The sequence below is a fragment of the Pseudomonas sp. KCJK8993 genome (genome assembly GCF_046230915.1).
GTDB lineage: Bacteria > Pseudomonadota > Gammaproteobacteria > Pseudomonadales > Pseudomonadaceae > Aquipseudomonas > Aquipseudomonas piscis.
This window is the reverse complement of record NZ_JBJJLO010000220.1, coordinates 1-3,184: the sequence shown is the minus strand read 5'-3', so window position 1 is coordinate 3,184 and position 3,184 is coordinate 1. Positions and strand designations below refer to the sequence as shown.

The window sequence follows — 3,184 nt, the reverse complement described above, 5'->3', positions numbered from 1 at the left end:
CTGTTGCGGATCCTGCAGCGCGGGCCAGGCGCTGCGTGCCGGCAAGCCTTGGCGGCCGATCAGCACCAGGCGCCGTGCCCCCTGGTTCACCAGGTACTGGGCGGCCTGCAGGCCCAGGGCGCCGAAGCCGCCGGTGATGGCGTAGCTGGCGTGCGGAACGCATTGCGGCTTGCCCTTGGGGCCTGGCGCGACTGCCTCCTGCAAGCGCAGGACCTGGCAGGCCTGGGTACCGATGGCCAGCACATCCTCGCTCTTGTGCCCCAGGGCGCCTCGTAGCAGGCCGAAGGTGCTGTCGCTGTTCAAGGCTGCCGGGTCGATGTCGATCAAGCCTGCCCAGAGGCCTGGCTGTTCGCCGGCGACGATCCGCGCCACGCCCCACAGCGGCGACTGGGCCAGGGCGATCCGGTTGGCCATGGCCTTGACTCCGAAGGTCACGCAACCCAGGCGCAGGGATGGCTGCTCCAGGGCCAGGCGCTGGACCTGCTGCGTAGCTTGCAGCAGTCTCCAGGCATTGGCCTCGACCGCATCCGGCAACGCCTCATCGTCTGCCGGTGCGCTACCGAGCACCAGCACCAGCGTCGGCTGCCCATTCAAGCGCAATTCGGCGCCGTCTCGCACCCGGGCATGCTCGATCCCGGCCCGACGCAACCCCAGGGACAAACGCTGCGCGGCGTCGTCGTCCGGTCCCAGGAGCAGCAACTGCGGCAGCGGCTCGGTGGGGGGCTCGAAGCGACAGGTCTCCCAGTCTTCGACGAACACCGTCGCACTGCTGCCGCGGGCCAGTTCATCCTGGCGGTCCACCGTCATGAACACCAGGCCTTCGATGCGCGCGGCCAGCTCTCCCCGCTCATCGAGCACCAGCAGGTCGATGGGCTGGCGCTCGCCAGTGCGCGGCGCCCGTTCGGCGCACAGGGTAAAAATCTCCGGCGGCGTAGGCCTCGCGCACAGCGAGGCGATAGCCGCCGGCATGCGCAACAGATCGTCATCCGGCAACAACAGCGGCAGGCTGGTCAGCGCGGCATCCAGCACCACCGCCCAGCTGTTGGCCTGGGTCGGACCGAGCTGCGCCCGGATCGTCGCCATCAGCCGGCCCGGCCCGCGCCGCAACGAACCGATATGCCACCGGAAGCCGTAGTCGGCGATACCCCGGCGCCGGTACATCGGCTCGAGCTGCGGCCACTCCAGCGACTCGCGGCAGTGAGCCTGCCAGGCCGCCACTTCGGGCGCCGGGCCTTGCAGCTCGGTGTTCCAGTCCAGGCTGGCGGTGGTATGGGTCAACCAGCCCAGCTCGCGCTCCTGCTCGGATTGCGCCGCCTCATCGTCCAGACGGCTGCACAGGCGGATCTGCTGGCCCTGCCTGACGATCTGGATATCCCGCGTACCTTCCACTGCCACGGGCGTGCGCAGCACCACGTCACGCAGGGTCGGCAGTTGCCCGTCCCGCGTCCCGGCCTGCATGAAGCTGTTCAGCAAGACCGCCGCCGGCAAGATCTCCACACCGCAGATCGGATGGCTGCCCGGATAGGGACGCAGTTCGAAATCCAGCCGCGTGCGCCAGATGTCACAGGGCGGCGCACTGCGTACCAGCTGGTGGCTGCCCAGCAACGAATGCCGCAGCGGATCGTGGCCCTTGCCCAGGTTGGCCCGCACCGGCAAGGCCGTGGTCCAGTAGCGCTGGTGGTTCCAGCCCATGCTCGGCAGATCGAGCAAGACTCCCGGAGCCGGCCATTGCAAGTCGGCGCCGTGGCAATACAGACGAGCGAGGCTGGCGAGCAGTTCCGGGTACTCCGGGCGCCCCTCCCTGAGGCTCGGGCACACCAGTACATGCTCGCGCCCACCTGCATCGGCGGTCTCCTTCAGGGCGTGGGCGACGATGGGCTTGCTCGACACCTCGAGGTACAGCTCGAAGCCGTCCTCCAGGGCGGCCGTCGCCGCTTGCTCGAAAAGCACCGGGTTACGTGAGTTCGCGCACCAGAAATCCGCATCCCGAGGTACCAGGGCCCGGGGATCGTCCAGGGTCGAGTTGTACAGGGGCAGGCGCGGCGTCAGGCAGCGCAGTTCGCCAGCGGCTTGGCGGATGTCCTCCAGGAGCTGGTCGATGTGTGGGCTGTGGAACGCCACATCGCTCGCCACGCGCCGCGGCACCAGCCCCTCCGCGGCCCACTCGTCGGCGAGCCGCTCGACCTCGCCGGCCGCCCCGGAAATCACCGTGGACGAGGGGCTGGCGGCGATTGCCGCGACCACCTGCGCGCGCCCTTCCAGGCGCCTGGCGGCCTCGGCGAATGGCAGGTTGATCATGAGCATCGCTCCTTGGCCAGACAAACGCTGGTAAAGCGCCGCCCGGCGGCAGGCAAAACGCGCGGCCGATGGCTTGTCCAGGGCGCCGGCGACCACCGCGGCGGCGATCTCACCGGTGGAATAGCCGATCGCCGCCCGGGGTTCGAGCCCCAGGCTGCGCCAAAGCGCCGCCAAGGCCAGCTGCAAGGCGAAGGTCGTGGCCTGGATACGCTCCACCGAATCGAACGCGCCCTGCTCCAGCGCCTCGCGAGGCGTGTACCCCAGCTCGGCGCGGAACACCTCGGCCAGGCTGTCCAGTTCAGCGGCGAATACCGGCTGGCTCGCCAGCAGCTCCCGCCCCATGCCCTGCCACTGCGCACCATGTCCGGAGAACACCCACACCGGCCCTCGCCCGTCCAGCATCGAGCCGCTGAAGCAGCGTTCGCCATCGTTGCCGGCCGCCATCTGGCCCAAGGCCTCGAGCAACTCCGTGGAATTGCTCGCCAACACTGCGCCCCTGGCAGGCAAGTGCGCGCGTCGTTGCCCGAGGGTATGGGCAATATCTTCCAGCGCGGCCTCGGGGTGCTGTTGCACCCAGTGGGCAAGGCGCGCGGCACTGTGGCGCAGGTTCTGCGGCGCCTGGCCGGACAGCGGGAACAGCCGCGCACCGGAAAGCGGCCGGGCACTCGGCCGTGCCTGGAGCGTCACCGGCGCAGCCTCGATGATCGCGTGGGCGATGGTGCCGCCCACGCCGAAACACGAGACTCCCGCCCGCCTGGGCGAACCGGTGTCCGGCCATGGCCTGAGGCTGGAGACCACCTCGAGGCCCGAGGTGCTCCAGTCGACTTCGTCGGTCAGGTTCTCGTACAAGCTGCGCGGCAGCTGTCCGTGGTTCAGCGCCAGCACG

1 protein-coding gene is annotated in these 3,184 nt (G+C 69.6%); it reads right to left on the bottom strand.

Features of this window, described 5'->3' with window-relative positions:
* A partial coding sequence (locus ACK6AU_RS31685; RefSeq protein WP_409303688.1) for an acyltransferase domain-containing protein occupies positions 1-3,184 on the bottom strand: 3,184 nt, incomplete at both ends.